This window comes from Caballeronia zhejiangensis, assembly GCF_000698575.1.
In the GTDB taxonomy this organism is placed as follows: domain Bacteria; phylum Pseudomonadota; class Gammaproteobacteria; order Burkholderiales; family Burkholderiaceae; genus Caballeronia; species Caballeronia zhejiangensis.
In genome coordinates this window covers 1-23,750 of the sequence record NZ_JFHD01000061.1, presented here as the reverse complement: position 1 = coordinate 23,750, position 23,750 = coordinate 1, and the positions used below count along the sequence as shown (strand labels likewise).

Below are 23,750 nucleotides of genomic sequence, written 5' to 3'. Positions count from 1 at the left end.
CCCGATGGGGCCTATGAGGGCACTCTTTAGGCAGCCCACGATGGACGAGAGGACTACCCAAATTGCGTGTGACCGCGGGCGTATCGGAAGCTGCTTTCTTTGCTTACTTTCTTTGCAGCAGCAAAGAAAGTAAGTGCCGCCCCGCACAGGGGCAGTGCTAATAGACCACTAAGAAAACGGGATCCGGCGAAAAACCGGAGCCGACACGAATACGGGATCCGGCGAAAAACCGGAGCCGACACGAATACGGGATCCGGCGACAACAAAACAAAAAACCCCCGAACCCCACCGCCTCGCGGTAAAAGCAAACCATCACCCCACCGGCGACAACGCCCCCAACTTATCCGCCGTAGTCTTCTGCAACGTAATGATCCGGCTCATAGCCGCATGATTCGTGGTCGCTTCGTCGTACATCTTCGCGAGATCCGCCTTGAGCTGCGTCCTCGATCCGCCATCGAGATAGACCATGTGTCCGGAAGGATAAAACGTCGCCGAAAGATTCTGCCGCACCGTCTTGTCGATCAGCGGCATCTGCTGCAAGTCGATGATCGTCTGATAGAACGGCGTCACGAAGTCGTACATCCCATTGGCGGCCAGCACCTTCAGATCGACGTTCAGCGCCATCACCGCGGCGAGATCGCCCGCCGTGTAGAGAATGATGTTGCCCTTCGAATCCAGGCCCTTCTGTTCGCCCGTCGGGTCCGTATGCTTGAAGTCCCAGTTGAGGAACGCCTGATCGTTCAGGTCCGTGAACGACGACGTCGACGTGAACTTCAACTGCTCGTTCAGATAGCTGTTCCACATCGTCGTGTAGACGCCGCTCACCGCGGTCATCGTCGGATCGTTGCCGCCCGAATTCGGATCGATCTTGCCCGCGATGCCCGTCGATATCGCCGTCACGCGACCATCGTAGGAGCCGAGCGATTCGCCCTTCGACTTCAAGAGCGTCGTGAGAAAAAGCGAATTCCCCCGGCTGTCGTAAGCCGCGATATCGAGACTCCACGCCAGCAACGTCGCGCGGTCGATGCCCGTGTATTCGGAGAGCTTCTCGACCACTTCATCGTCCGTCTGCGGAAATTTGCGCAGCGCGTTCAGATAATCCGTGCGCGAGAACTCCGCGACTTCCTCCACGAACGTCAGCAAGTTGGTCGGCGTCGGATGCACGCCGAGTTTCTTGTGATACCACGCGTCGGCGGCGGCGGTCGGCAACGCGCCGACAGGATTGCCCGCCTGCGCGTAATCGAGAATCGACGATTGCAGCGTGACGCCGTTCAAATCGATGCCGTCCTCATGCAGCTTGTACGCGAGCACGCAACTGCGCGCCGTGCCGTACGACTCGCCGAACAGAAACTTCGGCGAATTCCAGCGATTGTTCTTCGTCAGATAACGCTTGATGAACTGCGCGATCGACCCCGCATCCTGATCGACGCCCCAGAAATCGCGATTCTTGTTCGGCGCGATCGCCGCCGAATAGCCCGTGCCGACCGGATTGATGAAGATGAGATCGCTGCGGTCGAGCAGGCTGTCCGGGTTGTCTTCCATCTGATACGGCGCGGGCGGCGTGAAGCCCGGCATCGCCGTCTTGATGCGGCGCGGCGCGAACGAGCCGAGCAACACGAACACCGACGACGACCCCGGCCCGCCGTTATAGAAGAAGGTCAGCGGACGCGCCTCTTCCTTCGCGCCGTCTTTCGTGAACGCGACGTAGAACATCTTCGCGCTCGGCTTCGAACTGCTCGGATCGACCGTGACGAGATGGCCGACCGTCGCCGTATAAGCGATCTTCGCGCCGCCGATCGTCACGCTGTGATGCGTGATCGCCGCGTTCTCGTCGGCCTCGGTCGCCGCGACGGCGTCGTCGGGACCGTTGCCGTACGCGACCGGATCGAAATACGGCTGATCCTTCTTCGCCGTCGTGGTCTTCTTCGGCGCTTTCTTCGCGGCGGCGGTCAAGGCCGGTTCTTCCGCGTTCGCAGGTTTGTCGCTCGCTGCCAGTGGATCGGAGTTCATCGTGATCGCTCCAGAATCGTCGTCGTGGTTGTTGTTCACTGTCTTACGCCTTGCTCAAAGACTTCGCGGGTTTCAACGCGGCCGCGATCTTCGCGCCGTCGGGACTGCCCATGCCGGTGCACGCGTCCCAGCCGGCCGCCGCGGAAAAACTTCCGTTGTTGCCTTCCGTGATGTCGCGAAACGCCGTCTTCGCCGTGTAGAGCTTCGGATTGACGAAGCCCGATGGCGAACCGTTGATCGCGTTGATGCGCGCGATCAGCGCAGCCCACAACGGCGCGACCGCGCTCGTGCCGCCGACGACCGTATCCTCGCCGTCGATCAGCACCTCATAGCCGGTCAGCGGCGATGCGTCGCCCGCAACGTCCGGCACGCCGCGCTTCGCGAGCACCGTCTGCTTGCCGTTACGCATCACCGACAAACCCTTCTGCCATGCCGGCAGCGCGAACACGCCCGACACGCCGCCGCCGCCCGAGCCGCCCTGATCGCCGTCGTTCCAGACGACTTCCTTCGCGATGCCCGTCGCCGACGCCTTCAGGCTCGTGCCGCCGCAGCCGAGCACATACGGGCTCGACGCCGGAAAGTCGACGTGATCCGCGCCGTCGCCCGTGCCATCGGACGAGCCGCTGTCGCCCGATGCCGCGCACACCGTCACGCCGAGCGCGGCCGCGCTTTGCAGCACGTCGTTGAACGCGCCGATCGATTGCGACGACCAGTTCGCCTCCGGCCCGCCCCAACTGATGGATATGACCGAAGGCTTGTTGGTGGAATCGTGCAGCGCGCGATTGACGGCATCGACGAAACCGGCGTCGCTGTTCGGCGCGAAGTACACGGCGATGCGCGCGCCCGGCGCCACCGCGCCCGCGACCTCGATATCGAGCGTCACCTCGCCGTCCGGGCCGTTCGGATTGCCCGTGGGCGCGTTCTTGCCGCCATCGACGCCGACCGACACGACTTGCGGCGACTTCACGCCGAGCTTCGAGAAGTACGCGGAAAGATCGGCATCGCGATAGCCGCCGCCCAGTTCGATGATGGCGATGCATTGGCCCGCGCCGTCGCCATCGGGGAAATCGTAGAGACGCGCGAGATCGACCGGCGTGAACGACGCGCTCGCCGCGCCGCGCGCCGGCTTGAACGGCGGACGGAAACGAAAGTGCGGACGCGCCTGCGGCTTGCTGTCGAGGCCGAGAACGGCGGTGACGGCGTCGTGCACTTCGTCGGGCACCTTCACCGGCCCCGAGCGTCCGCGATATTCGCCGATGTTGTGATGTTGAAAGCGTTCGAGCTTGACGTCGAAAGCCTTCTGGAATTGTTCGATGGTCCCTTTCAGCACGACGCTGCGCGTTTCGGTTTCCGCCCGCACGACCGTCAGGCCGTACTGCTGCGCGAACGCCTTCACTTTGGCGATGTCGTCGTCCGAGGCGGTGAAACGTTTGTCGAATTCCTCGCGCGATACGGCTTGCGCGGGCGCTTCGCCGGAATCGATGCGCGCCATCATCTGCTTGAAGCCCGCCTCGTCCTTGCGCCGCAGCATCACGATGACTTCGATCTGTTCGGACGGATCGCAGTCGCCGATGCATTGCGCGCCTTCGGGATGAATCTTGTCGCTGCCGCTGACCGGTTGCTTCGTCATGGTATCGATGCTCCTCGTTGGCCATGAAAATCAAAGTTTCTCGATCCTGCCGCTGCCCGCGCTTATCGTCTTATTTTCCGGGCGCGAATGCAATTGCTCGGACCGTTGACGAGAGCATGCAGTTCCAGCGAGACAAAAGCTGTCCCGGTCTTCAACGTTTCGTCTCGATGTGCGGCTCGGCGGGGAGCGCGATGCCGAGGCGCTCCATCAGGCGTCGCGCGTCGAACGGGGCGCGCACTTTCTGATCGTTGTCGAAGTAGCAGAAGACGTCGCGGCCCGCGCGCGGCCGTGCTTTCGCCGATGAAATCAGCCGCGCGTCGGCGATCTGTCCGCCCGACGCCCAGCATTCGATGCGGCGTGCCCATTCGTCGAGCGCCTCGTCCTTATAGCTGCCGCCATAAAGCGTTTCGCTGCCGTGAAGCCGCAAATAAGTGAAGTCGGACGTGAGATCTTCGGCATAGGGCCAGCCGGCCACCGAATCCGACACGACCAGCGCCGCGCCGTATTTGCGCAGCAGCCGCACGAATTCATCGGTGCAGAAACTCGGATGACGGATCTCGATCGCGTGCCGCAGCGCGCGCTTTCTTCCGGGCTCGAACCACGGGTCTTTCACGCGCGTGTCGTGGCCCTGGGCGAGCCGCGCGGCGGCGACCGTATCCTTCGGCAGCAATTCGAGAAAGCGTTCGAAGGCTTCGGGACGGAAGGAAAAGTTCGGCGGAAACTGCCAGAGGAACGGACCGAGCTTGTCGCCGAGCGCGAGCACGCCGGACGCGAAGAAGTTCGAGATCGCCGGAATCGCCGTTTCGTCGCGAAAACGCAGCATGTGCGTCAGATAGCGCGGCCCCTTCACGCTGAAGACGAAGCCATCGGGCGTCGCGTCGCGCCACGCGCGATAGCTCGTCACGCTTTGCAGCGAATAATGCGATCCGTTGATCTCGACCGTCTGGACCGCGCGCGACGCGAAATCGAGCTCGCGGGCCTGCGCGAGCTTTTTCGGATAGAACACGCCGCGCCAGCCGGCATAGCGCCAGCCCGAAATGCCGATGCGGATGCGCCCTGTCATCGCGCGCCTAGTGCGGACGGCCTTCGTCGTATTCCGCCCGCGCGCCCTGCGGCAGCCACGGCTCGCGATGCTTGCACCAGAGCTCGTAAGTCGGCTCGAAGACGCCGGTTTCGTCGAATGCGCCGATGGGCAGATCGACTTCGTCGCGCGTCGTGAATTCCATGTACGCGACCGAGCCGCACGCCGGGCAGAAGTGCCGCCGGCCATCGTCGGAACTCTTCCACGTCGAAAGGCTGCCGCTCATCATCACGTTGCCGCGCGCGTAAATCGCATAAGCTCCGAAGGCGGAGCCATGCACTTGCCGGCACGTCGTGCAGTGGCAGATGCAGACGCGAATGGGCTTGCCCGTCGCGCGAAAGCGGAACGCGCCGCACGCGCATCCGCCTTCATGAACCGTAGCCGCCCGCGTTTCGTCCTTTTCAACGCTCATCGATCTCTCCCGTAAATACGATGGTTTGTTACGATAACCCTTCACGATCGGAGATGGCACTCATGAGCACACCAAGCACGACCGGCACCACGTATACCGCGAGTACCTTGTCCCTGCTGAAGCTGCTTCCCGGCGCCGGATCGGAGTTCGGTCCGGCCGCATCCGACCTCGTCGCCCACGTGCTGTCGCATGATCGCTTCGACGCGGTCGCGAATGCGAACGCGCCGCGCGAAACGTTCCGCGGCGTCACCGTCGACGACGTCATGAACGACGAGTACGTGTTCCCGCTCGGCCGCACCGGCCAGTCGATCGTGCTGACGGGCTATCGCATCGCGGCGGGTTTCATCGCCGAACGCGCGGCCGACGAATGGCTCGAACTCGCGCACAAGGAACGCGTTGCAAAAGGCTTGCCCGCCGAGCCGCAAGGCAGCGAGCCGCATCTCGCGCCCGATCCCGCCGAAGCCGATCAGCTGCTCGACCGCGCCTACGAGTGCGCCCAGCGCATTCTCGATCCGGTCGCGGGCGAGCCGGTTCTTTCGCTCTTCGAGACGCACTATCGCGGCGGACGGGAGTTTTTGCGTCTGAGCTGGGAAGGTTTGCCGGAGGATCTCGTGCCGGAATCGCGCCGTCCGCTCGCGGCGCTCGCCGCCGCGCAAAACGGCGAGCGGCGAGAAAAGCGCGATTACGATCCGTACGGTCTCGACGGCGTCGACGATTACGACGTCGACAGGCCGCTCGCGTATCGCGAGAAGATCGGGCCGTTTCTCTTCACGATGACCTATCGTCACGAATACCCGCAGGTCGACGACGAGCGGCTCGGCACCGCGTTCGCCGTCTTCCACGAGGCGGGCAGCGATATCGTCGCGGCGGCGGTGCGGCTGAAACTCGTCAAGGTGCCGCCGCTCACGAGCAGCGCCGATCTCGTCTACACGCTCGACACTTACTCGGGCGAAATGCTCTCGCTCGCGCTCGCATCGACGGAAGCGCTCGGTCCGGAGAAGCTGTGCGAGGTCTACAACGCGCATCGCGTGATTTACATCAGCCTGTGGGAAGTGAGAAAGCCGTGGCGCGGCGAGGGCCTCGGCGTCGCGCTGCTGCATCAGGCGCTGGAACGCCTTCCCGTCGATGTCGATGGCCGGCCGAACGCGCTGTGCGTCGCGCCCGAGCCGTATCAGACCGACATGCGGCACTTCGAGAAGCTGCCCGGCGTGCTGCGCGAGGAACTGAAGACGCCGGCGAAGCGCCTCGCCGCGCATCTGACCAACTGGCTCGAACGCTCGAAGCTGCCGATCGCCACGCACTTCTTCGTGCCGATGGCCAAGCATGCGGGCATCGGCTCCGCGGGCGAGAACGCGCGGCTCATCGACCGGATCATGGAGAGCGAGGCCTGACGCGATGCTCGTCATCGTCGACATGCAGGCGCGGCTCCTGCCGCATCTGGATGGCGCGCAACGTCTGACGGAGCGCGCCGGCACGCTCTTGCGCGCGGCGAACCTGCTCGACGTGCCGGTGCTTTTTACGGAGCAGAATCCGCGCGGGCTCGGCGGCACGGTCGAAAGCCTGCCCGTCGATCTCCGGTCTGCGAAAGTCGTCGAAAAGCACACATTCGATGCGACGCTCGAACCCGCGTTCGTCGATGCGCTGCCGCCCGCGCCCGCGACGCTGTGGGTCGCCGGCGCGGAGGCGCATGTGTGCGTGCTGCTGACGGTGCTCGGAGTGTTGCGGCTCGGCTATCGCGTGGAATTCGTGGCGGACGCGGTCGCGTCGCGGCGAGCCGCGGATCGCGCCGTCGCGATCGAGCGGGCGCGGCAGGACGGCGCGCGGCTCACGACGGTCGAAACGACGATCTTCGGATGGATGGGCAGTTGCCGGCATCCGCGCTTTCGGGACGTGCTTGCGCTGATCAAGTGACGTGGGTTTCGAACCAGACCGTTAGTTTTACGCGCGCATGCAGCATTTACCCGCACGGCCCGCTCATAAGCCAGCCAGCGTCCGTCCCGAGCGCATGGCACCCCACTTGCTGTAGTCTGCGATTGCGGCTCGACGAACGTTCGGTTCCCTTACAGTTGCCGAACGATCGCGAACCGCGCCTCTTGCGCCGCCCCGAGGACTCGAGCATCGGCGCTCCGCCCGATCCGTCGCAATCGGCTGCGAGCGAATCCCCGTGAAGACTTGAGCCCGTCGACGCCCTTCCGAACGAGCGAGGAGCAACCGATCGCCATGTCCCCAGCCGATACCCATCCTCACGACGACGCCAGCGACGCGGCGCGAAAGCCGTCGCGCCGTCGTTTCCTGCAATCCGCCGCCGCGGCCGCAGCAGTGACCGCCGCGCCGCACGCGCGCGCGCAGCAACCGGCCGCGACGCCGGCCTTGGCGCCGCCGCCCGCCGCCACGCCGATGTTGCCCGTGAAGCTCACCATCAACGGCCATCCGTATGAACTGCAGGTCGAGGCGCGCACGACGCTCCTCGACGCGCTGCGCGAATATGCCAACCTCACCGGCACGAAGAAAGGCTGCGACCGCGGCCAGTGCGGCGCGTGTACGGTGATCGTGTCGGGCCGGCGCATCAACTCGTGCCTGACGCTCGCGGTGATGCACGACGGCGAATCCGTCACGACCGTCGAAGGCCTCGCGCCCGACGGCGACACGCTCGCGCCGATCCAGCGCGCGTTCATCGAGAAGGACGCCTTTCAGTGCGGCTACTGCACGCCGGGGCAATTGTGCTCGGCGACGGCGCTCATCGCCGAATATCGCAACGGCGACGCGAGCGCGGTCACGGCCGACGTGCGCTTTCGCCCCGCGCAACTCTCCGACGACGAAATTCGCGAGCGCATGAGCGGCAACATCTGTCGATGCGGCGCGTATCCGAACATCGTCGCGGCGGTAAAAGCCGTCGCGTCGGGCAACGCATAAGGAGACGCACATGGACGCGATCTCCTATCAGCGCGCGCCGGATATTGGCGCGGCGCTCGCGGCCGCGAGCCAGCCGGGCACGATGTTCATCGGCGGCGGCACGAATCTGCTCGACCTGATGAAAGGCGGCGTCATGCGGCCGATGAGGCTCGTCGACATCACGCACATCGACGGCCTGAATGGCATCACCGCCCTGCCCGATGGCGGTCTGCGGCTGGGCGCGCTCGTGCGCAACAGCGACGCCGCCAATCATGCGTGGGTGCGCGAACGCTATCCGCTTCTGTCGCAGGCGCTGCTCGCGGGCGCATCGGCGCAACTGCGCAACATGGCGACCGTCGGCGGCAATCTGATGCAGCGCACGCGTTGCGCGTACTTCTACGACACCGGCTTTCCTCAATGCAACAAGCGCTCGCCGGGCAGCGGCTGCGCGGCCATCGACGGCAACAATCGCATGCACGCGATTCTCGGCGCGAGCCGTCAGTGCATCGCGACGAATCCGTCCGACATGAGCGTCGCGCTCGCGGCGCTCGATGCCGTCGTGCGCGTCGCGGGCCCGAACGGCGAGCGGACGATTCCGTTCGCGGAGTTTCATCGGCTGCCGGGCGACAGGCCCGAGCTCGACACGACCTTGCACGCAGGCGAGCTCATCACGTCGGTCGATCTGCCGCCGCCGCTCTTCGCCGCGCACTCGAAGTATCTGAAAGTGCGCGATCGCGCGAGTTATGCGTTCGCGCTGGTGTCGGTCGCGGCCGCGTTGCAGATGGACGGCAACACGGTGAAGAGCGCGCGCATCGCGCTCGGCGGCGTCGCGCACAAGCCGTGGCGCGCGAACGCGACCGAACGCGCGCTCGTCGGCCAATCGCTCGATAAAGCCACGCTGCAGAACGCCGCCGCGCTCGCCGTACAGGGCGCCCAGCCGCAGCGCGACAACGCGTTCAAGATCGTGCTCGCGCAGCGCGCGATCGTGCGCGCGGTTCAACAGGCCGGAGGTGTCGCATGACTGTCATCGGAAAACCGCTCGATCGCACCGACGGCGTGCTGAAAGTCACCGGCCAGGCGCGCTATTCCGCCGACAACACCGACGCCAAGCTCGCGCATGCGGTCATCGTCACGAGCACGGTCGCGCACGGCCGTATCGCGTCGATCGACACGAGCCGCGCGCAATCGATGCCCGGCGTGCTTCTTGTGATGACGTATCGGAACGCGATGCGCCTGCCGAACAACGGCGTCCCCGACGCGCAGCCGCCCGCCGTGCGCAAGCTGACGCTCTTGCAGACCAACGAGGTGCGCTACAGCAACGAGCCGGTCGCGGTCGTCGTCGCGGACTCGCTGGAGCACGCGCAAGGCGCGGCGCGTTACGTCGACGTGCGCTACGAAGCCGCGATGCCCAACGCGGATTTCACGCGCGCGAAGGCCTCGGCGTATCAGCCGGAAAAGATGATGGGCCGCGCGATCACGACGAAACGCGGCGACGTCGACGCCGGTTTGAAACAAGGCCCGACGCGCCTCGACGCCGTCTACACGACGCCGTACGAACATCACAATCCGATGGAGCCGCACGCGACCGTCGCGCGCTGGGACGGCCCGAATCTCACGCTCTACGACGCGACGCAAGGCGTGTCCGGCGCGAAAAGCGCGGTCGCGAAGTTCTTCGGCATCTCCGATGAGAACGTGCGCGTGATCTGCCCGTTCGTCGGCGGCGGCTTCGGCTGCAAGGGGTCGGTGTGGTCGCACGTCGTGCTGGCGGCGATGGCGTCGAAGCAGACCGGCCGCCCCGTCAAGCTCGTGCTCGAACGGCCGCAGATGTTCGGCATGGTCGGCAACCGGCCATTCACCGAGCAGCGCTTTCAGGTGAGCGCGCGCGATGACGGCATCATGACCGGCATGCGTCACGACGTCGTTTCGACGACATCGACGTTCGAGGACTGGACCGAAAGCTCCGCGATCGTCACGCGCATGCTGTACGCGGTGCCGAACCAGTCGACGTCGCACAAGCTGGTCAAGCTCGACATCGGCACGCCGACCTTCATGCGCGCGCCCGGCGAGACGAGCGGCTCGTTCGCGCTCGAATCGGCGATGGACGAAATGGCGTATCGACTGAACATGGATCCGCTCGCGTTTCGCATCAAGAATCACGCGAACATGGAGCCGCAGGAGAAGAAGCCGTGGTCGGAGAAGGCGCTGCTCGAATGCTATCGGCGCGGCGCGGATACCTTCGGCTGGTCCAAGCGCAACCACGCGCCGAAGTCGATGCGCGAAGGCAATACGCTCATCGGCTGGGGCGTGGCGACGGCGACGTATCCGGCGAATCGCAGCGAGGCGTCGGCGGTGGCGCGCATCCTGCCCGACGGCACCGCGATGGTCGCGTCCGGCACGCAGGATCTCGGCACCGGCACGTACACGATCATGACGCAGGTCGCCGCCGACGCGCTCGGCTTTCCGCTCGATTACGTGCGCTTCGCGCTCGGCGATTCGTCCTTGCCGAAGGCGCCGGTCTCGGGCGGCTCGCAATCGGCGGCGAGCGTGTCGCCGGCGGTGCGGGCGGCGTCGATGGAGGCGCGCGATCAACTCATCGCGATGGCGCTCGCGGATCGCGGATCGCCCGTCGCCGGTCTCGCGCGCGAGGACGTGACCGTGTCCAACGGCTGGGTCGTGAGCCTGTCGAATCCTGACAAGCGCGATCCCGCGGCGGCGATCATCGCGCGCAACGGCGGCAAGCCGATCGAGGCGATCGCCACGACCCGGCCCGGCGACGAGAAAAAGCAGTATTCGTTTCACTCGTTCGGCGCGGTGTTCGCGGAAGTGCATGTCGATGCGGACCTCGGGATCATCCGCGTGCCGCGCATCGTCGGCGTGTACGACGTCGGCACGCTCTTCAACGAAAAGACCGCGCATAGCCAGTTGATGGGCGGCATCGTGTGGGGCGTCGGCTCGGCGCTGCTGGAAAAGAGCGAGATGGATTCGCGCTACGGGCGCTATACGAACGCGAATCTCGCGGAATATCACGTCCCGGTGAACGCGGATATCGGCATGCTGGATATCGCGTTCGTCGGCGAGCCGGACCCGCATATCAATCCGCACGGCGCGCGGGGCATCGGCGAGATCGGCATTACGGGCGTGGCAGGCGCGCTCGGCAACGCGGTGTATCACGCGACGGGGGTGCGTGTGCGCGATCTGCCGATTACGCTCGACAAAATCCTGCCGCCGACGATGGCGTGAAGTGAAACGACGCACACGGCGGTCCGCCCGGCCGCCGTGTGTTTTTTTATGCTTGCGACGCCGTTCGATGCGCCGCACAATCGCGATTCATCCCCACACGAGCACCCGCGATGACCTATTCGTCGAACGCGACCGGCATTCTGCTGGCGGCGGGTCTCGGCACCCGTTTCGACCCGTCCGGACTCCACAACAAGCTGCTCGCCACCCTGCCCGACGGAACGCCCATCGTGTTCCAGTCGGCGCGCAGGCTGCTCGCCGTGTGCGCCGAAGTGATCGCGGTCGTGCGTCCCGGCGCCGAAAAGCTCGCCGACGTGCTCAACGAAGCAGGCTGCAACGTCATCTTCAGCGTCGACGCCGAGCGCGGCATGGGCGCGACGCTCGCCGCGGCCGTGCGCGCGACGTCCGAAGCCGATGGCTGGCTCGTCGCGCTCGGCGACATGCCGTGGATCGAAGCGTCGTCGTATGAAGCGGTCGCGCGTGCGCTCGACGGCGGCGAAGCGCTCGTCGCGCCGTTCCATCGTGGCAAGCGCGGGCATCCGGTGGGCTTCGGCATCGCGCATCGCGAGATGCTCGCCACGCTCGACGGCGACGCGGGCGCACGCGCCATCTTCACGACGCACAAGCCGTTCATCGTCGAAGTGGACGATGCGAACGTGCTGCGCGACGTGGATTTGCCGAGCGACCTCGGGCAGACTTGAGCGCGACCTAAGCCGCGATCGCCGCCGTTTCCGCGGAATCTTCGGCGTCGGCGCCGATCGGCAGATAGCGCCGGCTGACGTCGAGCAGCGTCGCGCCGAATCCCTTCTTCGCCCGGAAATCCGTCCGCGCGCTCGTCACCACGCGCGGCGACGCACTCCACTCGATCCGTGCGCCGGTCGCGATCAGCGCTTCGACGAGCGCCACGTCCTCGCTCGTCTCCAGCGGCGCAAATCCGCCCGCCTTCACGTACGCGCTCGCCGACACGCCCATGTTCGCGCCGTGAATATGCCGATGCCCGTCCGCATCGGTATAAGTGCGCCCGAAGTGCTCGCGCACCGCGCCGATATGCGGCGACCAGTCGTGCACGCCGATCACGCCGCACACCGCGTCCGCGCAGCAGTCGAGCTGGCGCACGAGCCAGTCTGCGGCGACGGTCGTATCGGCATCGGTGAATGCGAGCCAGCGCGCGCCCAGCGCCAGCGCCCGCTGTGCGCCATGCGCGCGCGCGACGCCGACATTGCACGCCTCGATGCACGTCACTTCCGCGCCCAGCGCCCGCGCGATGGCGGCGGTGTCATCGCTGCAACTGTCGGCGACGACGATCACGCGCGCCGCCTCGCCAAGCAGTTGATGATGATCTGCCGCGCGACGTGCAGCCGCGACGCACGCGCCGATATGCGCGGCTTCGTTGTGAGCAGGAATGACGATGGCAAGCATTGGCGGCTCCGTGTGTGAGTTTTTTTCCGTTGGCAATCGAGACGGCGCGATGGATGAATTTCAGCAATGGCCGTTCCCGTGAATGGCGGGCCGCTCCGCCGTATAAGGGCGCGATCGTCTCTAAATAGTTGCTGAAAAGCGGCGGGAATCGCTAGAATTACTGTATGGATATACAGTGCTTTTATGATTCCGCTCGCCGATGAAAAGCGTCACCATCGATCCGTCGTTCGCTGCCTGGCGTACCGAGGCGCGCAATCTCCTCATGGAAGACGCGCGCCCGGAAGACGTGGAATGGCTCGAAACCGATGCATCGGCAACGGTGTTCGGCTCCATCGTTGCGTCGCGCGGCCCGTCGGATCCGAATGCGAAGAAGCCGGTCAAGATCGCGCGCGAATTCCTCGCCATGCTCGAAACGGCGGCGTGCTTTCGCGCGCCCGACCGCTGGCGGTTTCTCTACAAGGCGCTGTGGCGCTGGACGCAGGGCGACCGCGCGATCGCCTCGCCGGAAGATCCGGACGGGCATCGGCTGCGGCGCATGATCGAATCGGTCGAGGCCGAAGAAAGCGAAATGCGCAGAGTGCTGCGTTTCCGGCATCGCGATTCGTCGCTCGGGCCGCCCGAGTTCATCAGTTGGTTCGAGCCGGTGCACGATGTGCTGGAGCACGCCGCGATGCACTTCGCCACGCGCATGGGCAGCGCCACGTGGATGATCGCCACGCCGCACGGCGCCGCGTTCTGGGACGGCGCGCTCCTGCGCGTGGACCGCACGAGCGAGCCGGAAGAAAAGCCGATGGATTTCGGCGACACCGCGATGAGCGGCGAAGCCATCAGCGGCGACGCCATCGAGGCGCTCTGGCTCGCGTATTACGAGAGCACGTTCGCGCCGGCGCAGGAAAACGCCGCCGAAATGGCGTCGCATATGCCGGTGCGCTACTGGAAAAGCCCGGAGAACGCGCGCACCGATCCCGCGCTGATCTCCCGCGCCGATCCCTATTCGCGGCGCGACCGTCATCCGCGTAATGTGCCGCCCGACATGGAAGTCGCCATCAACACGGATCTGGAGCCGATCAAGGGCACGATGCTGATCGAGCCGCCGTCGCTCGATGCATGCAGGCGCTGCGCGCTGTGGCGCAACGCGACGCAGGCGGTGCCGGGCGTCGGTCCCGGCGACGCCCGCGTGATGCTGGTCGGCGAGCAGCCGGGCGATCAGGAAGACCGCGAGGGCAAGCCGTTCGTCGGTCAGGCGGGCAAGCTGCTCGACGAAGCGCTCGCCGAGGCGCAGATCGCGCGCGAATCGCTCTATCTGACCAACGCGGTGAAGCATTTCAAATGGGAAGCGCAAGGCGAGGAGCGCGCGCATCTCGCGCCCGCGCAGCGCGAACGCGAAGCCTGCCGCTACTGGCTCGACGAAGAACTGAAGCGCATCGGGCCGAAAGTCGTCGTCGCGCTCGGGGCGACGGCGCTCAAGGCGCTCACGGGGCATCGCACGGCGTTGTCCGAGTATCTCGGCAAGACCATCGAGCATAAGGGGCACATCATCGTGCCGACGTATCACCCGTCGTATCTGATGCGCCTCGCCGACGACAAAGTGCGCGCGGAAGTCTTCGGGACGATCGTCGAGGCGCTCGTTTTCGCGCAGCAGATCGCCGACGGCACCGCGACCATCCGCACGCCGGTGAAGGACCCGACGCGCTGAACGAGCCGCAGATGCAACAGGACGAAACAGGACGAAACAGGACGCAACAAGACGAAAGCGTCGTCAACGTTCCTGTAAGCCGCGCGTTATACCGGTGTCGCGCCGACTGGCGCTCACCGATGGTCCACATCACACCCAAATGGCCGCTCTCCCGCTCGAAGAACTCCGCCGTCAACAATCGCAGGGCTTGCACACACGCGCGCTCGTGCCGAAATCGGCCGGGCAACTGAAGACCGAACGCGAGCGCATCGTCGCGCGTCTGCAATTGCTGCTCAACGTGACCATCGCGGTGGCGCTCGCGGGCGTCGCGCTCATCGCGTGGCTGCCGTTCTCGCCTGTGCCGCACGCATTCCGCTTCGGCGTGCAGGAAGTGCTCGGCGTCGCGGTGTTCGCGTCGTGCCTGTTCATCCTGCACGAGCGCGCCGAACTGGAGCTCGGTCTTTACGACTACGAGCCCGTCGAGCAGACGACGCAAGGCGAATTGCGCGCGCTGCTGCATCGCGTGCCGGAAGGCGTGTCGTATCAGGAAGCGCTCGCCGCGGACAAGCGCACGTTCGTGACTGGCGAAGTCGACGGCATCCGCCGCCGCGCCGAAGCGTTCACGCCGAAGACGCTGCCCGCCGCCGACGGCAACACGGAAACCTGAGCGCCGCTCGACGCCGCATCCAAGCCGCCGCCTCGCCATCGCGAGGTGGCGGCTTTTTTACATCGACGCTGAAAACTTCGCGCCTTGACGAGCGCCGCCGCGCCTCCTTCAATACGTGACAGATGCCGCAATCGACGCTCAAACTGTCACGCTTCGGAACGCAATCTGTGTCCAACGCGGGCATTTTCAGGCGGAACCTGCCGCAAACGCGCCGGGCATGGCGGGTGCTTGCCAAGCGCGCGGCCCCGCGAGTTGCGCCGAATCGAGCGAGGCCACGCCACTTGCAGGAGCCAAGATGCGAGCCAATCCCCTTTCCACGTTGAGCGACGACCTCACGACAACGCTCGTCCCCGACGCGCCGAGCGCCCCGCCCGCCGCCGCGCGTGACGGGAGCGACGATTACGACACGCTCGCCGCGTTCCACGGCATCGAGCGCGAGCGCCTGGTGCTGATCCATCCGGGCAGCCATCACGCCGCGCCCGCCTGGCCCGCCGAACGATATGCCGATGTCGCCGACCAGCTCGCCGCCGATGGCTGGCAGATCGCGATCGTCGGCGATTCGCCCGATCCCGAGCGCACCGCCGGCGTGCTCGGCGCGATGCAGACGGCCGCGCTCTTTCTCGCGGGCGCCGTCGCGCCGGCGACGCTGCCGCGCCTGATCGCCAATGCGCGGCTGCTCCTGTCCGACGACGCCGAAGCGTCCTCGCCCGTCGCCGCCGCCCGCGCGCTCGGCACGCCGCATATCGTGCTCGACGAACATCCGCGCGACACCGGCAGCGACGCGATCGCCGCACACGCCCGCGACGCGCTCTCGCACACCGGCGGCGCGCATCCGGGCGAGCCGTTCACGCTGCACATGCCGGCGGCGCACGAATCGGCATAGACGAAGAGCCACCTTTCGGGGGACATCATGAAATTCGACATGCAAACCAATCCCGTTCCGGATCCCGTAGCGGACCCGAACCGCGATCCGGAAGCCGATCCGCTCACGCCGCCTTCGCCCGGTCATCGGCCGGAGGAGCCGCAGCATCCCGACGCGCCGCCCGACAAGGATCCGATCCGGCGTCTCTGATCCGACGCTTCCCTACGGGAATTCCCGCCCTACATTCGCCGCCCATGCCTGCCGTAAAGCGGGCATGCGGCGGCGTGCGCCGTCGCAAACGACAACGCGAATACAACGCAAACAGGCGACGGGCGCAACATGAACAGAATGACGTTGAACAAGAAGCTCGGCTCGTTGATCGCCGTGCTGTGGATCGGCTTGATCGCGATCGGGATCATCGGGGCATGGCAAAACCGGACGTCGATGATCGACGACCGCAAGGAGCAGTTGAAGACGCTCGTCAACGAGGCGCACTCGATCACCGCGCACTACGCGGCGCTCGCCGCGAACAAGACGCTCACCGAAGACGAAGCGAAAAAGCGCGCGCTGGAAGTGGTCGGCGCGATCCGCTACGGCACGGACGGCTATCTCTCGATCAACGACTCGCATCCGAGGATGGTGATGCACCCGATCAAGTCCGCGATGAACGGGCAGGATCTGTCGAGTTATGCCGATCCGGCGGGCACTCGCCTGTTCGTCGATATCGTCAAGGCGGGCGATCAGCCCGGCGGCGGCTTCATCAGCTATCTGTGGCCGAAGCCCGGCAGCGACAAGCCAGTCGGCAAGCTCTCCTACTCGCAGCGCTTCGGGCAGTGGGACTGGTACATCGTCACCGGCATGTACATGGACGACGTGCAGAGCGCGTTCTGGGCAAGCGCGCTGCGCTGGCTCGCGATCACGGCCGTGCTCGGCGGCTTCGCGACGGCCGCGATGCTCATCGTTCTGCGGAGCATCAAACGCAATCTCGGCGGCGAGCTCGAACTGGCGGTCGACGCGGCGCATCGCATCGCGCGTGGCGATCTGACGAGCAGCGTCGACGTCCGTCCGAACGACACGACAAGTCTGTTGCACGCGCTCAGCGTGATGCAGAGCGGTCTCGTCGATACCGTGTCGCGCGTGCGCAGCGGCACGGACAACATCAACGTGGGCGCGTCGGAGATCGCGGCGGGCAACACCGATCTGTCGCAGCGCACCGAGGAACAGGCCGCGGCGCTCGTGCAGACCGCGTCGAGCATGGACCAGATGACCGCGAACGTGAAGAACAACGCGGAGAGCGCCGCGCAGGCGGCGCGTCTCGCGGAGCAGGCGGCGGACGTGGCGACGCGCGGCAGCGGCGTGGTCGACGACGTCATCGACACGATGACGCGCATCACCGCGAGCTCGCAGCAGATCGGCGACATCATCGGCGTGATCGACGGCATCGCGTTCCAGACGAACATCCTCGCGCTGAATGCGGCGGTCGAAGCGGCGCGCGCGGGCGAACAGGGACGCGGCTTCGCGGTCGTGGCGGCGGAAGTGCGCAGTCTCGCGCAGCGCTCGGCGACGGCGGCGAAGGAAATCAAGGCGCTCATCGAAACGTCGACGCAGACGGTCGAGCAAGGCGCGTCGCTCGTGACGAACGCGGGCGCGACGATGACGGAAATCGTGCAATCGGTGCGCCGCGTGAACGAGATTCTCGACGAGATCAGCCACGCGTCGCGCGAGCAGAGCGCGGGCATCGAGCAGGTGAACCGCGCGGTCGTCGAGATGGATCAGGTGACGCAGCAGAACGCCGCGCTCGTCGAGGAAGCCGCCGCCGCCGCGCATTCGCTGAAGGATCAGGTCGATGTGCTGCGCGAGGCGATCGGAAGTTTCAGGCTGCCGGCGTGATTTCGGTCACGCCAGGAATCGTTCGACGAGGCGCGCCCAGTAAGCCGCGCCGACCGGCAGATTCTTGTCGTTGAAATCGTAGTGCGGGTTGTGGACCATGCAGCCGTCCTCGCCCGCACCGTTGCCGAGGCGCAGGAACGAGCCCGGCCGCTGCTGCAGCATGAACGCGAAGTCCTCGCTGCCCATCAGCAGATCGGCGTGCGCGACGACGTTCTCTGCGCCGACCAGTTCGCGCGCGACCTCCATGGCGAACTCCGTTTCCGCGTCCGAATTCACGACGACCGGATAGCCTTCCAGATACTTCACCGTCGCGCTCGCGCCGTAGCTCGCCGCCTGCGATTCCACCAGTTCCTTGATGCGGCGCCTGAGCAGTTCGCGCACTTGCGGGTCGAAGGAGCGCACGGACAGTTCGAGCGTCGCGCGATTCGGGATGACGTTGTTGACCGTTCCGGCGTGCATCGAGCCGACAGTGACGACGGCCGGCTGCGCCGGATCGACGTTGCGCGCGACGATCGTCTGCAGCGCCATGACGATGCTCGCCGTCACGACGACCGGATCGACCGACAGATGCGGCCGCGCCGCGTGCCCGCCGACGCCTTCGACCACGATCGACACCTGATCGCCCGCCGCCATGAACGGCCCCTTGCGGAACAGGAACGTGCCGGGCTGCGCGCCGGGATGGTTGTGCACGCCGAACACGGCGTCGCAATGAAAGCGCTCGAAAAGACCTTCCTCGATCATCTTCTGCGCGCCGCTCGGCACGCCGTGCTCTTCCGCCGGCTGAAAATACAGATGCACCGTGCCGTTGAAATTGCGCGTGCGCGCGAGATGGCGCGCCGCGCCGAGAAGCATCGTCGTGTGGCCGTCGTGGCCGCACGCGTGCATCTTGCCGTGCGTCTCGCTCGCCCAGGGCTTGCCGCTCTGCTCGATGATCGGCAGCGCGTCCATGTCCGCGCGCAGTCCGATGCTCTTCGTGCCGTCGCCCACCTTCAACGTGCCGACGACGCCCGTCCCGCCGACGCCGCGCGTCACCGTCCAGCCCCACTCTTCGAGCCGCTCCGCGACGAGCGCCGCAGTGCGCGTCTCCTCATACGACAACTCCGGATGACGATGGATATCGTGGCGAATTTCGCGCAGCGAAGGCGCGTCGTCGGAGAGATCGGCGATGACGGTGAAGTGGTGGTCGGACGAGATCGTCATGGAGAAGCCCTTGCGGTTGATCGGAAAACGGCGCACATGATCCTCCACATGCGCCGCGCTTGCCAGTTCCGCGCGCGTTTTTTTCGCTGACCGTAAGCGAATCGTGAAATTTCGACCGCTTTTAGCGCAGAAACCGGTCGATCACGTCGGCGAGCGTGGCGAAAGCCGGCGCGATGTCGTCGTCCGGCACGCATGCATATCCGATCAGCAAGCCGGATTCCGCGTCCGGCCGATGCGCGTAATACCCCGACAGCGGCCGCACGACGATGTTCTGCGCGAGCGCGGCGGCGGCGAGCGCGCGATCATCGACGTGGCGCGGCAGTTTCAGCACGAGATGCAGCCCGGCATCGCCCCCGGCGATCGAAAGCGTGTCGCCGTAGCGCGCGGCGATGGTCGCGAGCATCGCGTCGCGGCGCTGGCCGTAGAGCGCGCGCATCCGCCGGATATGCGACGTGAAATGCCCCTGCTCGATGAATTCCGCGAGCACGGCCTGCTGCAGCAACTGCCCTTCGCGATACAGCTCGGCGCTCGCCATCGCGAAGCTCTCCGCGAGCGCTTCCGGCACGACCACATAACCGATGCGCAGCCCCGGAAACAGCGTCTTGCCGAAACTGCCGACGTAAATCACCTGCCCCGCCGTGTCCATGCCCTGCAGCGACGCGAGCGGCCGGCTGCCGTAGCGGAATTCGCTGTCGTAATCGTCCTCGATGATCCAGCAGCGGTGCTGGCGCGCATATTCGAGCAACATGCGGCGGCGCGCGAGGCTCATCACCATGCCGAGCGGATACTGATGCGACGGCGTGACGAGCATCAGCTTCGGCGGCGACGCGAGATCGGCGGATGTCGGCGCGATGCCTTCCGCGTCGACGGGAATCGCCTTCAGATCGAGCCCCGAAACCTGCAGAACGCTGCGCACGCCCCAGTAGCACGGATCCTCCGTCCAGATCGTGTCGCCCGGATCGGCGAGCAGGCGCGCGGCGAGATCGATGGATTGATGGATGCCCGTCGTCACGACGATCTGCTCCGGCGTGCAACGCACCGAGCGCGACGTGCGCAGATAGTGCGCGAGCGCGTGGCGCAGTCCCGCGTGGCCGCCGCCCGGCGCGTAGGTGAGCAGATCGGGCAGCGGCTTGCGCCAGTATTTCGCGTGCAGCCGGTTCCACACGCGCGACGGAAACCGCGATACGTCCGGCACGCCCGGCATGAACGCGCCGCCCTGACGCTTCGACACGCCCGCGCCCGAAATCAGCCGCGCGCCGCGCGTGGAGAGCGTCGATTGTGCATCGGATGGCGCGATCGCCGCGGGCGGCGCGTCGTCGAACACGATGTCGTCGGGCGTGCTGTCCGCGACAAAGGTGCCGCGCCCCGTCGCCGACGACACGTAGCCCTCGAGCGCGAGTTGCTCGTAGACCTGCGTCACCGTGTTGCGCGCCACGCCGAGCTCGGCGGCAAGCAAGCGCGACGACGGCACTTTCGCGCCCGCCGCGAGCTCGCGCGTGAGGATGGCCTGCTGTAGCAGCCGATGCAATTGCCGGTAGATCGGCTGGCCGTTCGTGCGATCGATGCGCTGCGCCAGCCAGTCGGACAGCACGCTTGCGCGCGTCGACATCGAATTGGCTCCTATAGATTTATTGAAATGGCTCTGAACTTGAGGGCCAAATCTTACTATAGTCGTCTCTATATTCAGTCGGCCGATGCGGCCACCAACGATCCAGGAGATTTCCGTGAGCACCAACCTCAAGAACGCCGATCTGCACGCCCGCAAGAACGCTGCGACGCCGCGCGGTGTCGGCGTGATGTGCGATTTCTACGCGGCGCGCGCCGAGAACGCGGAACTGTGGGATGTCGAGGGCCGCCGCTTCATCGACTTCGCGGCGGGCATCGCGGTGTGCAATACGGGGCATCGCCATCCGAAGATCGTCGAGGCGATTCGCGCGCAGCTCGACTGCTTCACGCACACGGCGTATCAGATCGTGCCGTACGAGTCGTATGTGTCGCTCGCCGAGAAGATCAGCGCCCGCGCGCCGGGCTCGCACGCGAAGAAGACGGCGTTTTTCACGACGGGCGCGGAGGCTGTCGAGAACGCGGTGAAGATCGCGCGCGCCGCGACGGGCAGGCCGGGCGTGATCGCGTTCACGGGCGGCTTTCACGGCCGCACGCTGATGGGCATGGCGCTCACGGGCAAAGTCGCGCCGTACAAGATCGGCTTCGGGCCGTTCCCGTCGGACGTGTTCCATGCGCCGTTCCCGAATTCGCTGCATGGCGTGTCGGTCGAGGATTCGCTGCGCGCGATCGAGCATCTTTTCAAGGCGGATATCGAAGCGACGCGTGTTGCCGCGATCATCTTCGAGCCGGTGCAGGGCGAAGGCGGTTTCGTTCCGGCGCCGACGGAATTCGTGCGCGGCCTGCGCAAGATTTGCGATGACCACGGCATTCTGCTGATCGCCGATGAAGTGCAGACGGGCTTTGCGCGCACCGGCAAGCTGTTCGCGATGGAGCATCACGGCGTCGTGCCGGATCTGATGACGATCGCGAAGTCGCTGGCGGGCGGGATGCCGCTGTCGGGCGTCGTCGGGCGCGCGGAGATCATGGATGCGGCGGCGCCGGGCGGGCTCGGCGGCACGTATGCGGGCAATCCGCTGGCGGTGGCGGCGGCGCATGCGGTGCTCGACATCATCGACGATGAAGAGCTCTGCGAGCGCGCGGTTGTGCTCGGCGACAAGCTGAAGGCGAAACTCGAAGCGCTGAAGGGCGATGTGCCGCAGATCGCCGATGTGCGCGGGCCGGGGGGGATGATCGCGGTCGAGTTCTGCAAGCCCGGTTCGCATGATGCGGATGCTGCTTTTGCAAAGCTCGTGCAGACGCGGGCGCTGGAGCGCGGGTTGCTGCTGTTGGTTTGTGGCGTTTATTCGAACGTGGTTCGGTTCCTGTTTCCGCTCACCATTCAGGATGCGGTTTTTGATGAGGCGCTCGGTATTCTTGAAGATGTGTTGACGGAGACTGTTGGCGTTGCGGTTTGATTTGGTTTTTGGTTTTTGGTTTTTGGTTTTTTGTTTTGCGTTGGTCGCCGGATCCCGTATTCGCGTCGGTCTATTAGCGTTGCCCCTGTGCGGGGCAGTGCTAATAGACCACTAAGAAAACGGGATCCGGCGAAACACCGGAGCCGACACGAGAACGGGATCCAGCGACAACCCCGAGCCGACCCGAAAGGACTAGCAAATGAGCCTGAAAGAACACCTGAAAGACCCGACGCTCTTGCGTCACGCAGCGTACATCGACGGCGAATGGCAACAAGCCGACAACGGCGAAACGTTTGAAGTGGTGAACCCGGCAACGGGAGAATCCCTCGGCAAAGTCCCCAACATGGGCGCAACCGAAACGCGCCGCGCGATCGATGCCGCCAACACCGCCTGGCCCGCCTGGCGCAAAAAAACCGCCAAGGAACGCGCAGCCATCTTGCGCCGCTGGTTCGACCTGATGATGGCAAACGCCGACGATCTCGCCCTCATCCTCACGACCGAGCAAGGCAAGCCGCTCGCCGAAGCCAAGGGCGAAATCACCTACGCGGCGTCGTTCATCGAATGGTTCGCGGAGGAAGGCAAGCGCGTCGCCGGCGATACGCTCGCCACGCCCGCCGCCGACAAGCGCATCGTCGTGACCAAGGAACCGATCGGCGTCTGCGCCGCAATCACGCCGTGGAACTTCCCCGCCGCGATGATCACGCGCAAGGTCGGACCGGCGCTCGCAGCCGGCTGCCCGATCGTCGTGAAGCCCGCCGAAGCAACGCCCTTCTCCGCATTCGCGCTCGCGGTGCTCGCAGAACGCGCGGGCCTGCCGAAAGGCGTGCTCAGCATCCTGACCGGCGATCCGAAAGCGATCGGCGGCGAAATGACGGGCAATCCGATCGTGCGCAAGCTGTCGTTCACCGGCTCGACGGCGGTCGGCCGTCTGCTGATGGCGCAAAGCGCGCCGACCGTCAAAAAGGTGACGCTGGAACTCGGCGGCAACGCACCGTTCATCGTATTCGACGACGCCGATCTCGACGCCGCCGTGGAAGGCGCGATTGCATCGAAATATCGGAATAGCGGACAAACCTGCGTGTGCACGAACCGCTTCTACGTCCACGAGCGCGTCTACGATGCCTTCGCGCAAAAGCTCGCGGCAGCCGCGAGCAAGCTCAAGGTCGGAAGCGGCACGGAAAGCGGCGTCGCGCTCGGGCCGCTCATCAACGAAGCGGCCGTGCAAAAGGTCGAATCGCATATCGCGGACGCGCTCGCGAAAGGCGCCGCGCTCGCTTCGGGCGGCAAGCGGCACACGCTCGGTCACGGGTTCTTCGAGCCGACCGTACTGACCGGCGTCACGCCGGACATGAAAGTGGCGAAGGAAGAAACTTTCGGCCCGCTCGCGCCGATCTTCAAATTCTCGTCCGACGACGAAGTCGTGCAGCTCGCCAACGACACCGAGTTCGGCCTCGCCGCGTACTTCTATAGCCGCGACATCGGCCGCATCTGGCGCGTCGCCGAAGCGCTGGAATACGGCATGGTGGGCATCAACACCGGCCTCATCTCGAACGAAGTCGCGCCGTTCGGCGGCGTGAAGCAGTCGGGCCTCGGGCGCGAAGGCTCGCATTACGGCATCGACGATTACGTCGTCATCAAGTATCTCTGCATGGCGGTGTGATCGCGTTTCGTTGACGCGAAAAGAAAAAGCCTCGGCGCTTTCTGAACTGACCCCGCAAAGTTGGACAGTTTTGGGCTAGGCCGCTAAGGGCTGTT

The 23,750-nt window shown here is 65.6% G+C and carries 20 protein-coding genes; 13 read left to right on the top strand and 7 right to left on the bottom strand.

Annotated elements, in window-relative coordinates:
• Positions 1-312: 312 nt before the first annotated feature.
• From BG60_RS34565 to BG60_RS34550, 4 genes are all read right to left on the bottom strand, one after another.
• Positions 313-2,010 (bottom strand): S10 family peptidase, encoded by a 1,698-nt coding sequence (locus BG60_RS34565; protein WP_033536950.1) that lies wholly within the window; start codon positions 2,008-2,010, stop codon positions 313-315.
• A gap of 43 nt (positions 2,011-2,053) precedes the next feature.
• Complete coding sequence (locus tag BG60_RS34560; RefSeq protein ID WP_008353804.1) at positions 2,054-3,640, bottom strand: S53 family peptidase; 1,587 nt, start codon at positions 3,638-3,640, stop codon at positions 2,054-2,056.
• A 151-nt stretch (positions 3,641-3,791) separates the two neighbouring features.
• Positions 3,792-4,703, bottom strand: coding sequence for a DUF72 domain-containing protein (locus BG60_RS34555; protein WP_008353805.1), 912 nt, complete (start codon positions 4,701-4,703; stop codon positions 3,792-3,794).
• A gap of 7 nt (positions 4,704-4,710) precedes the next feature.
• Entirely contained in the window at positions 4,711-5,133 is a 423-nt protein-coding gene (locus BG60_RS34550; RefSeq protein WP_008353807.1) for a GFA family protein, read from the bottom strand.
• A gap of 62 nt (positions 5,134-5,195) precedes the next feature.
• Between BG60_RS34550 and BG60_RS34545 the strand changes: the two genes are divergently transcribed.
• The 6 genes from BG60_RS34545 to BG60_RS34520 all read left to right on the top strand — a co-directional run bounded on the left by BG60_RS34545 (position 5,196) and on the right by BG60_RS34520 (position 11,963).
• The gene (locus BG60_RS34545) at positions 5,196-6,524 is read left to right on the top strand and encodes a hypothetical protein (RefSeq protein WP_008353808.1); all 1,329 of its coding nucleotides are present in this window, start codon (positions 5,196-5,198) and stop codon (positions 6,522-6,524) included.
• A gap of 4 nt (positions 6,525-6,528) precedes the next feature.
• Complete coding sequence (locus BG60_RS34540) at positions 6,529-7,044, top strand: isochorismatase family protein (protein WP_008353809.1); 516 nt, start codon at positions 6,529-6,531, stop codon at positions 7,042-7,044.
• A gap of 309 nt (positions 7,045-7,353) precedes the next feature.
• Entirely contained in the window at positions 7,354-8,046 is a 693-nt protein-coding gene (locus BG60_RS34535; RefSeq protein WP_008353810.1) for a (2Fe-2S)-binding protein, read from the top strand.
• Positions 8,047-8,056: 10 nt separating this feature from the next.
• Positions 8,057-9,046, top strand: a complete 990-nt coding sequence (locus tag BG60_RS34530) for an FAD binding domain-containing protein (RefSeq protein WP_008353811.1) — start codon at positions 8,057-8,059, stop codon at positions 9,044-9,046.
• Positions 9,043-11,265, top strand: coding sequence for a xanthine dehydrogenase family protein molybdopterin-binding subunit (locus tag BG60_RS34525; protein WP_008353812.1), 2,223 nt, complete (start codon positions 9,043-9,045; stop codon positions 11,263-11,265). The genes BG60_RS34530 and BG60_RS34525 overlap by 4 nt, the downstream gene beginning before the upstream one ends.
• 110 nt (positions 11,266-11,375) lie before the next feature.
• Positions 11,376-11,963, top strand: a complete 588-nt coding sequence (locus tag BG60_RS34520; RefSeq protein WP_008353813.1) for a nucleotidyltransferase family protein — start codon at positions 11,376-11,378, stop codon at positions 11,961-11,963.
• 7 nt (positions 11,964-11,970) lie between these two features.
• Here BG60_RS34520 and BG60_RS34515 read toward each other — a convergent pair whose 3' ends face one another.
• Complete coding sequence (locus BG60_RS34515) at positions 11,971-12,681, bottom strand: glycosyltransferase family 2 protein (protein WP_008353814.1); 711 nt, start codon at positions 12,679-12,681, stop codon at positions 11,971-11,973.
• Positions 12,682-12,880: 199 nt separating this feature from the next.
• Here BG60_RS34515 and BG60_RS34510 point away from each other — a divergent pair, with 199 nt between their 5' ends.
• From BG60_RS34510 to BG60_RS34495, 5 genes are all read left to right on the top strand, one after another.
• Positions 12,881-14,377: a UdgX family uracil-DNA binding protein gene (locus BG60_RS34510; RefSeq protein WP_008353815.1), complete on the top strand. Its 1,497-nt coding sequence runs from the start codon at positions 12,881-12,883 to the stop codon at positions 14,375-14,377.
• A 139-nt stretch (positions 14,378-14,516) separates the two neighbouring features.
• Positions 14,517-15,023, top strand: coding sequence for a hypothetical protein (locus tag BG60_RS34505; RefSeq protein WP_008353817.1), 507 nt, complete (start codon positions 14,517-14,519; stop codon positions 15,021-15,023).
• Between the two features lie 295 nt (positions 15,024-15,318).
• Positions 15,319-15,906: a glycosyltransferase family 9 protein gene (locus BG60_RS34500; protein ID WP_008353823.1), complete on the top strand. Its 588-nt coding sequence runs from the start codon at positions 15,319-15,321 to the stop codon at positions 15,904-15,906.
• A 39-nt stretch (positions 15,907-15,945) separates the two neighbouring features.
• A complete protein-coding gene (locus BG60_RS39200) occupies positions 15,946-16,095 on the top strand; it encodes a hypothetical protein (RefSeq protein WP_162483418.1) in 150 nt (49 codons plus the stop codon).
• A gap of 138 nt (positions 16,096-16,233) precedes the next feature.
• The gene (locus tag BG60_RS34495) at positions 16,234-17,775 is read left to right on the top strand and encodes a methyl-accepting chemotaxis protein (protein WP_034474397.1); all 1,542 of its coding nucleotides are present in this window, start codon (positions 16,234-16,236) and stop codon (positions 17,773-17,775) included.
• Positions 17,776-17,781: 6 nt separating this feature from the next.
• Here BG60_RS34495 and BG60_RS34490 read toward each other — a convergent pair whose 3' ends face one another.
• Together BG60_RS34490 and pdxR are read right to left on the bottom strand one after the other, a co-directional pair.
• Complete coding sequence (locus tag BG60_RS34490; RefSeq protein ID WP_033536952.1) at positions 17,782-18,975, bottom strand: M20 aminoacylase family protein; 1,194 nt, start codon at positions 18,973-18,975, stop codon at positions 17,782-17,784.
• A 121-nt stretch (positions 18,976-19,096) separates the two neighbouring features.
• Positions 19,097-20,584 carry a MocR-like pyridoxine biosynthesis transcription factor PdxR gene (gene pdxR, locus BG60_RS34485; RefSeq protein ID WP_008353827.1) on the bottom strand — a complete coding sequence of 496 codons (1,488 nt, stop codon included), beginning with the start codon at positions 20,582-20,584 and terminating at the stop codon, positions 19,097-19,099.
• A gap of 115 nt (positions 20,585-20,699) precedes the next feature.
• On the opposite strand from pdxR, the gene gabT reads away from it, so the two are divergent.
• The gene (gene gabT, locus BG60_RS34480) at positions 20,700-21,995 is read left to right on the top strand and encodes a 4-aminobutyrate--2-oxoglutarate transaminase (protein ID WP_008353829.1); all 1,296 of its coding nucleotides are present in this window, start codon (positions 20,700-20,702) and stop codon (positions 21,993-21,995) included.
• A gap of 199 nt (positions 21,996-22,194) precedes the next feature.
• Entirely contained in the window at positions 22,195-23,655 is a 1,461-nt protein-coding gene (locus tag BG60_RS34475) for an NAD-dependent succinate-semialdehyde dehydrogenase (RefSeq protein WP_008353830.1), read from the top strand.
• Positions 23,656-23,750: the final 95 nt, after the last annotated feature.

Excerpts from the sequence above, each read along its gene's own strand:
- BG60_RS34490 (WP_033536952.1), bottom strand. The coding sequence starts at position 18,975 with ATGACGATCTCGTCCGACCACCACTTCACCGTCATCGCCGATCTCTCC.
- BG60_RS34525 (WP_008353812.1), top strand. The coding sequence starts at position 9,043 with ATGACTGTCATCGGAAAACCGCTCGATCGCACCGACGGCGTGCTGAAA.
- BG60_RS34560 (WP_008353804.1), bottom strand. The coding sequence starts at position 3,640 with ATGACGAAGCAACCGGTCAGCGGCAGCGACAAGATTCATCCCGAAGGC.
- BG60_RS34565 (WP_033536950.1), bottom strand. The coding sequence starts at position 2,010 with ATGAACTCCGATCCACTGGCAGCGAGCGACAAACCTGCGAACGCGGAA.
- BG60_RS34550 (WP_008353807.1), bottom strand. The coding sequence starts at position 5,133 with ATGAGCGTTGAAAAGGACGAAACGCGGGCGGCTACGGTTCATGAAGGC.
- BG60_RS34530 (WP_008353811.1), top strand. The coding sequence starts at position 8,057 with ATGGACGCGATCTCCTATCAGCGCGCGCCGGATATTGGCGCGGCGCTC.
- BG60_RS34545 (WP_008353808.1), top strand. The coding sequence starts at position 5,196 with ATGAGCACACCAAGCACGACCGGCACCACGTATACCGCGAGTACCTTG.
- BG60_RS34520 (WP_008353813.1), top strand. The coding sequence starts at position 11,376 with ATGACCTATTCGTCGAACGCGACCGGCATTCTGCTGGCGGCGGGTCTC.
- BG60_RS34515 (WP_008353814.1), bottom strand. The coding sequence starts at position 12,681 with ATGCTTGCCATCGTCATTCCTGCTCACAACGAAGCCGCGCATATCGGC.
- BG60_RS34555 (WP_008353805.1), bottom strand. The coding sequence starts at position 4,703 with ATGACAGGGCGCATCCGCATCGGCATTTCGGGCTGGCGCTATGCCGGC.
- BG60_RS34500 (WP_008353823.1), top strand. The coding sequence starts at position 15,319 with ATGCGAGCCAATCCCCTTTCCACGTTGAGCGACGACCTCACGACAACG.
- pdxR (WP_008353827.1), bottom strand. The coding sequence starts at position 20,584 with ATGTCGACGCGCGCAAGCGTGCTGTCCGACTGGCTGGCGCAGCGCATC.
- BG60_RS34510 (WP_008353815.1), top strand. The coding sequence starts at position 12,881 with ATGAAAAGCGTCACCATCGATCCGTCGTTCGCTGCCTGGCGTACCGAG.
- BG60_RS34495 (WP_034474397.1), top strand. The coding sequence starts at position 16,234 with ATGACGTTGAACAAGAAGCTCGGCTCGTTGATCGCCGTGCTGTGGATC.
- BG60_RS34505 (WP_008353817.1), top strand. The coding sequence starts at position 14,517 with ATGGCCGCTCTCCCGCTCGAAGAACTCCGCCGTCAACAATCGCAGGGC.
- BG60_RS39200 (WP_162483418.1), top strand. The coding sequence starts at position 15,946 with ATGCAAACCAATCCCGTTCCGGATCCCGTAGCGGACCCGAACCGCGAT.
- BG60_RS34535 (WP_008353810.1), top strand. The coding sequence starts at position 7,354 with ATGTCCCCAGCCGATACCCATCCTCACGACGACGCCAGCGACGCGGCG.
- BG60_RS34475 (WP_008353830.1), top strand. The coding sequence starts at position 22,195 with ATGAGCCTGAAAGAACACCTGAAAGACCCGACGCTCTTGCGTCACGCA.
- BG60_RS34540 (WP_008353809.1), top strand. The coding sequence starts at position 6,529 with ATGCTCGTCATCGTCGACATGCAGGCGCGGCTCCTGCCGCATCTGGAT.